Below are 6,791 nucleotides of genomic sequence, written 5' to 3' on the forward strand. Positions count from 1 at the left end.
ACGCCCTAACGGGCGCTAAAGGGGCCTATCCATCCCATGACTAAAGTCACGGGATTTCCGGCCAAACATCATTAAACGAAAAAAGCACCGCGCAAGGCAGTGCTCCTAATATTTATTCGGCAACTGGGTAAACAGATACCTTCCGCTTGCTACGGCCCATGCGTTCAAACTTAACAACGCCGGCAACCTTAGCGTAGAGAGTATCATCGCCACCACGGCCCACGTTTTCACCTGGGTTGATGTGCGTACCACGTTGACGGTAGATGATTGAACCAGCAGTAACTACTGAACCATCAGCAGCCTTGGTCCCGAGACGACGACCAGCTGAGTTCCGACCGTTGGCAGTGGAACCGCCCCCCTTGTGGTGGGAGAAGAATTGCAAATCCATAATCATAGTTGTTCACCTCCAGCAATGAACTAATTTAACATTTTAACTTCAATGTTATCTGGATAGCTCTCCTGAATATCCAAGAGACCATTCAGGAGGGTTTCCAACAGGAGCTGACTATCATGATCGCTCCTGAGTCCGGTAACTTTCAAAAAGCCGCCGTTATCATTGTCGCTCTCAATTACTGGATGGGCCTGAACAAGCTTATCCAAGCCATTGATCACTGAGATTGACAATGCTGAAACCGCCGCACAGACGATATCCTGACCATAGGGACCAGCATCGGCGTGGCCGGTAATCTGAAATGCGGTGATCCGCCGATCCGAATCTAAATTAAAACGGGCCCGAATCATTGTCTCACCTCCGCATTAAGCATTAATCTTGTTGATCGTAACCTTGGTGTATGGTTGACGGTGACCTTGCTTAGTGTGGGTGTGCTTCTTTGGCTTGTACTTGAAGGTAACAACCTTCTTTTCCTTGCCTTGCTTGTCAACAGTACCTTCAACAGCAGCACCATCAACAAATGGCGTACCGATCTTGGTATCGTCGCCGCTGACCAGGACAACCTTGTCAAAGGTTACCTTGTCACCCTGCTTAGCATCAAGCTTTTCAACAAAGATTGACTTACCTTCTTCAACCTTGTATTGCTTGCCACCAGTAACAATAATTGCGTACATATTGTGCACCTCCTTAGTATCTAAGACTCGCCGAATCAAGCAGCAAATGCTTTAAACTTGATAGCGCGCGGTTGTAGTTGTTGGTTCACAAATACAACGTTTGTATGATAGCAAATTTTCATCTCATCGTCAACCGAAAAATTTAAAAAGAAAACAGCCGTCGAAATGGCGGCTGCTGGACAACTTCTCGGGGTTAAATCTCTTCTACACAACGGAGTCCTTTTCACCACTAAAGAAGCTCACAAGCGATGCCCCCTCGCTGTTTAACTGGTTGAGCATCTTGGCGGTACTCAGGGTCATATAACGAGAGGTGTAAATCATCCCATCCTCAAGCCAATGACTGACCAGGCCAAGGAATGCTGAACAGATGAAGGAAATCTGCAAATTCAAAGGAACTTCAAGCTGTTTTTGATTATCAGTAATAGCGTTACCATACGTAGTTAAGTAATTAGCCAAGCGGTTATAGAATCGCTCATAGAAACCATTATTGTTTTCATCGTTCAAAAGAACATCAAAAATATCGGCATTTTTTTCGATATACTGGAATGCCTTCTGCAGAGAAATCACCTGCACTGTCCGCTCTTTTGACAAGCCAAAGTTCTCACTATCCACCATCACCTGGGCAAAGAAATCATCGAGAATGTCCTTCATCGCAGACTCAATAAAATCCTGCTTGTCGCGGTAGTGAAGATAGAAAGTTCCGCGGGTGATGTTGGCAGTTTCGGTAATCTTCTGCACGCTGATATTTTCAATCTTGTAACGACGCATCAGATAAACAAGAGCCTTGCGCAAACTGTTACGAGTCTTGATTACGCGCGGATCTGTTTTATTAACAGCCATAAATCATCATCCCTTCATTGATAAGCTTAAGTTCCCCCTTACTTCTATACTTCTACCACTGTTAAGTATAACGGTATTGTAAGCGCTTTGTCAAATAAAATAGCCATTCATTCTAACAAAAAATTTATGCTATATAAGACAATGTTGACATCGCCGTACTTAAGATTATATACTTAGTGCTGTCTGGAACGGTAGCTCAACTGGATAGAGCATCGGTCTTCTAAACCGAGGGTTGCGGGTTCGACCCCCGCTCGTTCCATCCTATCTTCTTAATGCAATAACGTTTGGCGGTATTTTGTACCCCAAACGTACCCCAAATAAAAAGCGCAAGTACTAAGACAGTACCTGCGTTTTTTAGTAATATATCCCGAATTATTTAAGATTTTCCATTGATTGTTACAAAATGATTGCAAAATCAGCAAAAAGTAACAATAATGTTAAATAGAAGATTGATTTGGGGTGATTAATTATGTTGCCATTATTGATTATTGTATTAATTCTCGTCGGATCGGTCATCGGTAACATTGTGGCAAACAACCGGGTTCCCGGCAAGCACAGCGCCGCCGCTCGTGACCGGAAAGCATAAGCCTATATTTCAACTTCATAAAAAAGAAGTCCTAAGACATCTCATGGTGCCCTAGGGCTTCTTTTATTAGTCTTCTTCATATTGTTTAGCAACACTAGCCAGCATTTCCAAATATTCTTTCTGCAGATCAGCGGACTGGTAACCAAAGTCGACGATCCCCATCTTCAGCAAGAGATGCCAGGCATGCCGAAAGTCTTCCTGCCGGTGGCTATAGTAGGCACCGTTCAAGAAGTGCTTAACCGCCAAGTATTCCTTGTTCAAATCGGCCAGCTTCGTCGATTGCTTGGCCGTCGTGACCCGTTGCCATTGCTCGTCATCCATTACTACCAGGTGGGTCCACTGCTTCTTCGCACTAAACAGCAGCAGGAGCGCCAGACTATTCAGGTAACTCCGCTGCGCCCGTGCCGGATCAGCGGTCCCCTGATCGAGGACGTCAGCCCACCCCGTGGCCTGAGCGAAGTCGGCCAGTTGGCAATCTAATTGGACGAAGATGGTCTGCTGACGGGTTGCCGGACCAATCAGCAACTCCTTGGCATCATCAATCGTCAGCTCAAGGTCAACCACCGTATGCAGCATCTTGGTAATATCTAACATTTAATCATCCTCATCATGCTTTTCCTGATCTGCTGTTTCATCGTCTGCCGGCTCATTATCGACCGCTTCTGCCAGTTCTGCATCAGCTGCCGCAGCCGGCGCTTCGGATTCTGCCGAACTTGTTGCGGCCGGGCGGTCGGCCGCCGAGTCCTCATCATCAGCAATAATCAGCCGCTCCGAGCGGACTGCCAATGCATCCCGGTCAGCAAGGTACCACTGCCGAACCATGGTGTAATGAAGCAGGATGTCAAAGAAGGAAACCTGCTCACCCGGATCCTTAACCTGGAAGGCCCATTCCTGACTATAGTCGTCGGGGTCAAAGGACAGGTCAAACTTAATTCCCTGATCCAACAGCAATTCCGCTCCGCTGTTATGCGGCAAGTTCATCAGCATGTAGTCGGTCTCGCCCGTTTTGACAAAGAGACGGTCAATCACGGTCAGCTGCAGGTCCGGCTTCTGAAGCTTGAACCGCTGGTCGTTAGCGGTATTCAGAATCCCGAGGTTAATCGTAAAGTTGAGATCATCGGCCAATTCGTTGGCAAACTCGATCAACGGCTTGATGGCATCCCGCAGCTCCAGGTCGCTGTGCTTCTTGAGGGCGTAGACAATGAAGTAGTTCACGAGGGCCCGGTTATTGAACTGGAACAGGCGTTGCTTGAGGTTCATGTAGAAAATCGGCTGCTGCTGGGTCTGCTCAGTGAAGGCCGCTTCACCGTTGTTGCTGACCACAAACTTGAAAATGGCGTCTTCCAGGGAACCCACTGTGGCCACAAACTCATGCCGCCCGTTCTCATCAACCGTTACGCTGGTGACGTTATGCATTTCCAGCAACCGGCCCATGAAGAGCATGCAGTAGTCGGCCGCCTGGTAGTGCTGTGGAAAATCAACAAAGGCATTATGCAAGTCCTGTTCAGCCAGCTTCTCAGCAGCCGCCAGGAGCTCCTCAGCATCATCGGTCTGGGCCAGCTGATCGAGCAGGTCAACATACTGCTGGCCGCGCTTCAGAACCTGCTTAAAGGAATCCGAAAGGGCATTGATCTTGGCAGTCGGTGAATTTTCAATCTTGTTACTAGTCATCTGCGTTCACCTGCTTCCCTGCATCCTTATCGTCAGCCAGGCTCTTGAGGTAGTCGGCATAGAGGTTGCGATTAGCCAGCTCGAAGTCCTCAAAGCTCCCGAAGGTGTCCGTGATACTCTTCTGTTCATAGCTCAGAATGGTATTCTCCTTGGAGAGGGCCAGGACAACCTGTTCGTTTTCCTTGATCGTCTGGGCCGCCGTCCGGGATTCGGTCTCCTCATCCTCCAGCTTTTGCAACTGGGCTACCAGTTCTTCTCGGGTCGCCCGGTTCCGGCTGGATTCAAACAAGCCAGAATGGGAGTTGATATCCTTGAGTTCCTCTTGGATGTGCTGCCGCTTCTCTTCCCGTTCCCGTTGGTGATCAATCAATTCCTGCAGGCGATCATTTTCGCTGGAGATCTTGTTGATCCGGTCACTGTTGTAGCGCTTGTTCTTCCGGGCCAGGGCAAAGGACTTGTTTAACATCTCGTACTCGGTCTGGTCGAATGAGAACCGGACATTCAGCACGTCCAATTCACCAAAGCGGCGCCGGTCCCACCAGTTACCAAAGTAGATCCGGTAGTGGCCGGTCTGGTACTCTTCATAATAGAAGAATGGGTAGGCCTTCCCCAGGTACTTGATCAGGTTGACACTGAGGTAACTGCTCAATTGGTCAGCCAGGTCATCCACCAGGCTCATCACGCCCTCATCGTTGGGCTGCTGCTCACGGTGTTCAATTTCCTTAGCATAACGTTGATTATCCAATAACCGGTAAACATCGCGGTCCTGATGCTGGTCGATGGCCCGAACTAATTCCTGAAGGTACTTAACCTTGGTCTCGATCCGACCCTTTATTTCTTGACTAACATCTACGGCCTTATTATCTTGCTTTTCACTTGCCATAAACATTTCTCCTTGTCTGAGTACTAGTTTAATCTTAGCCAACTTTTAATAAATTTTAAAGAAGCAAATTGACAATTGAGGACTTTCTTAACAAGTTAATCATTCAACATTGTAATCTTTATAATATGAATTATAATATATGTAACAGATATTTTACTTCCGTACGATATCTGTTACCCAACGGAGCGTTTCGAAAAGAGGCGAAGTTATTATGGCACTGAGCAAACAAGAACGTAAGGAAATGGCTCGTAAGGCCATGGAAAAGCGTGGAAACAAGAAGCCTGATGGCTCTGGTTTCGCAAAGCTTGATGAAGAAGCCAAGAAACTGAGTGACTAAGCTTTTTGAAACAATCCAAATTAAAAGAGCAAGCAATTTCGGTTGCTTGCTCTTTTTCTATTGCCTATTTTTGCTGATTTTGGCAGAAATGTTCCAACCGGTCCATCCCCGCTTTGATCTGGTCCATCGCCGTCGCGTAGCTGAACCGCAGGTAGCCCTCGCCACCGGCACCGAAGAAGGTTCCGGCAGTCACAGCCACGTGGGCCTCTTCGGCCAGCTGGTAAATCAGCTTGGTGTCATCCTGGTTCAGGAAGGATGGAATCTTGGTGAAGATGTAGAAGGCCCCCATCGGCCGGGTGCACTTGAAGCCCATCTTCTCTAAGCGAGCCAGCATATAGTCACGCCGTTCAATGTACTGCTTATCCATCGCCGTGATCGCATCCGTGCCCCCGCGCAGGGCCGCCTCGGCTGCATCCTGGGTGAAGGTCGCAATGTCCATCATGATAAAGGAGTGAACCTTGAAGATCTCACTGGTAATGTCCTTCGGCGCACAGAGGTAGCCGATCCGCCACCCGGTCATGGCATAGGATTTTGAGAAGCCGTTGGCCAGGATGGTCTGGTCTGGCAGGGCCTTGGCCATCGAGGCGTATTCACCATCGTAGTTAAGTTCACTGTAAATCTCATCACTGATAGCAAAGATCGGCTTCCCCTTGATCAGGGCAGCCAGGTCGTTAAGCTCCTGCTGAGTGTAGACGACCCCGGTTGGGTTGGCCGGGTTGACAAAGATGATGGCTTTGACCCGGTCGCCATACTTGTCGAGGTACTTCTGCAGAAGCGCTGGCGTCAACCGGAAGTCAGTCGCCGAGGTATCGACTTCCACCGCCTTGGCCCCGCCGATGATGGCGTCCGGACCGTAGATGGAGAAGGTCGGCGTCGGCACCAAGACCACGTCGCCGGGGTTGGTAACGGCGGTGATGGCCGCGTACGCCCCCTCGGTGACCCCGTTCGTGATCAGGATCTCGGTTTGCGGATCGTAGTGCAGGCCGTAGCGTTCAGCCAAATTGTCGGACACCGCCTGCAATAGGCCGGCCGTTCCCCGTTGCGGCGCATAGTGGGTCCGGTTGTTTTCAAGGGCCCGGATTCCCGCCTGCTTAACATATTCCGGGGTATCAAAGTCCGGTTCCCCAAGAGTGAACTTGATCACGTCTGGAATCTTAGAAACAAACGTTGAGAAGTCAAAAAGCTTCAGCGTCGGTACATCGTTTAGCGTGGCACGCATGTGCTTGCTCATTTCAACCATTAATTATCATGTCCCTTCTTGAAAAATGATGTCACGTTAACTATAGCCTACCTGATTTGTGCAATAGTGGTCAAGCCATTTCACAACAAAAGGGCTCTTTGTCAATCGGTAAGGATGAAGAGATTTTTGAGAACTAGACTAAGCCACTTTGGCTTTTGGTCTAGTTCTC

Annotated in this window: 9 protein-coding genes, 1 tRNA gene and 1 other annotated feature; of the genes, 2 read left to right on the forward strand and 8 right to left on the reverse strand. The window is 48.7% G+C overall.

Features of this window, described 5'->3' with window-relative positions; translation table 11 throughout:
* Window positions 1–112 precede the first annotated feature (112 nt).
* The 4 genes from rpmA to QOS10_RS08715 all read right to left on the reverse strand — a co-directional run bounded on the left by rpmA (window position 113) and on the right by QOS10_RS08715 (window position 1,905).
* Complete coding sequence (gene rpmA, locus QOS10_RS08700) at window positions 113–394, reverse strand: 50S ribosomal protein L27 (RefSeq protein ID WP_057806106.1); 282 nt, start codon at window positions 392–394, stop codon at window positions 113–115.
* 23 nt (window positions 395–417) lie between these two features.
* The gene (locus QOS10_RS08705) at window positions 418–741 is read right to left on the reverse strand and encodes a ribosomal-processing cysteine protease Prp (protein ID WP_283595091.1); all 324 of its coding nucleotides are present in this window, start codon (window positions 739–741) and stop codon (window positions 418–420) included.
* Between the two features lie 15 nt (window positions 742–756).
* On the reverse strand, window positions 757–1,065 hold the full coding sequence (gene rplU, locus QOS10_RS08710) for a 50S ribosomal protein L21 (RefSeq protein WP_104687989.1): 309 nt from the start codon (window positions 1,063–1,065) through the stop codon (window positions 757–759).
* 13 nt (window positions 1,066–1,078) lie between these two features.
* Window positions 1,079–1,148 (reverse strand) — a sequence feature (ribosomal protein L21 leader region).
* A 121-nt stretch (window positions 1,149–1,269) separates the two neighbouring features.
* Complete coding sequence (locus tag QOS10_RS08715; protein WP_283595092.1) at window positions 1,270–1,905, reverse strand: TetR/AcrR family transcriptional regulator; 636 nt, start codon at window positions 1,903–1,905, stop codon at window positions 1,270–1,272.
* A gap of 185 nt (window positions 1,906–2,090) precedes the next feature.
* On the opposite strand from QOS10_RS08715, the gene QOS10_RS08720 reads away from it, so the two are divergent.
* Window positions 2,091–2,164, forward strand: a tRNA-Arg gene (locus QOS10_RS08720).
* 393 nt (window positions 2,165–2,557) lie between these two features.
* Here QOS10_RS08720 and QOS10_RS08725 read toward each other — a convergent pair.
* The 3 genes from QOS10_RS08725 to QOS10_RS08735 are packed head-to-tail and all read right to left on the reverse strand — an operon-like array spanning window position 2,558 to window position 5,045.
* Window positions 2,558–3,085 (reverse strand): hypothetical protein, encoded by a 528-nt coding sequence (locus tag QOS10_RS08725; RefSeq protein ID WP_283595093.1) that lies wholly within the window; start codon window positions 3,083–3,085, stop codon window positions 2,558–2,560.
* Entirely contained in the window at window positions 3,086–4,162 is a 1,077-nt protein-coding gene (locus QOS10_RS08730) for a hypothetical protein (protein WP_283595094.1), read from the reverse strand.
* Complete coding sequence (locus tag QOS10_RS08735; protein WP_283595095.1) at window positions 4,155–5,045, reverse strand: exonuclease SbcC; 891 nt, start codon at window positions 5,043–5,045, stop codon at window positions 4,155–4,157. Before QOS10_RS08735 ends, QOS10_RS08730 begins: the two co-directional genes overlap by 8 nt.
* Window positions 5,046–5,256: 211 nt before the next feature.
* On the opposite strand from QOS10_RS08735, the gene QOS10_RS08740 reads away from it, so the two are divergent.
* Window positions 5,257–5,382: a hypothetical protein gene (locus QOS10_RS08740; RefSeq protein ID WP_263851276.1), complete on the forward strand. Its 126-nt coding sequence runs from the start codon at window positions 5,257–5,259 to the stop codon at window positions 5,380–5,382.
* 64 nt (window positions 5,383–5,446) lie between these two features.
* Here QOS10_RS08740 and QOS10_RS08745 read toward each other — a convergent pair whose 3' ends face one another.
* Window positions 5,447–6,622, reverse strand: coding sequence for an aminotransferase class I/II-fold pyridoxal phosphate-dependent enzyme (locus QOS10_RS08745; RefSeq protein WP_283595097.1), 1,176 nt, complete (start codon window positions 6,620–6,622; stop codon window positions 5,447–5,449).
* Between the last annotated feature and the right edge of the window lie 169 nt (window positions 6,623–6,791).

It is taken from the genome of Limosilactobacillus galli, from assembly GCF_947381495.1.
Taxonomy (GTDB): domain Bacteria; phylum Bacillota; class Bacilli; order Lactobacillales; family Lactobacillaceae; genus Limosilactobacillus; species Limosilactobacillus galli.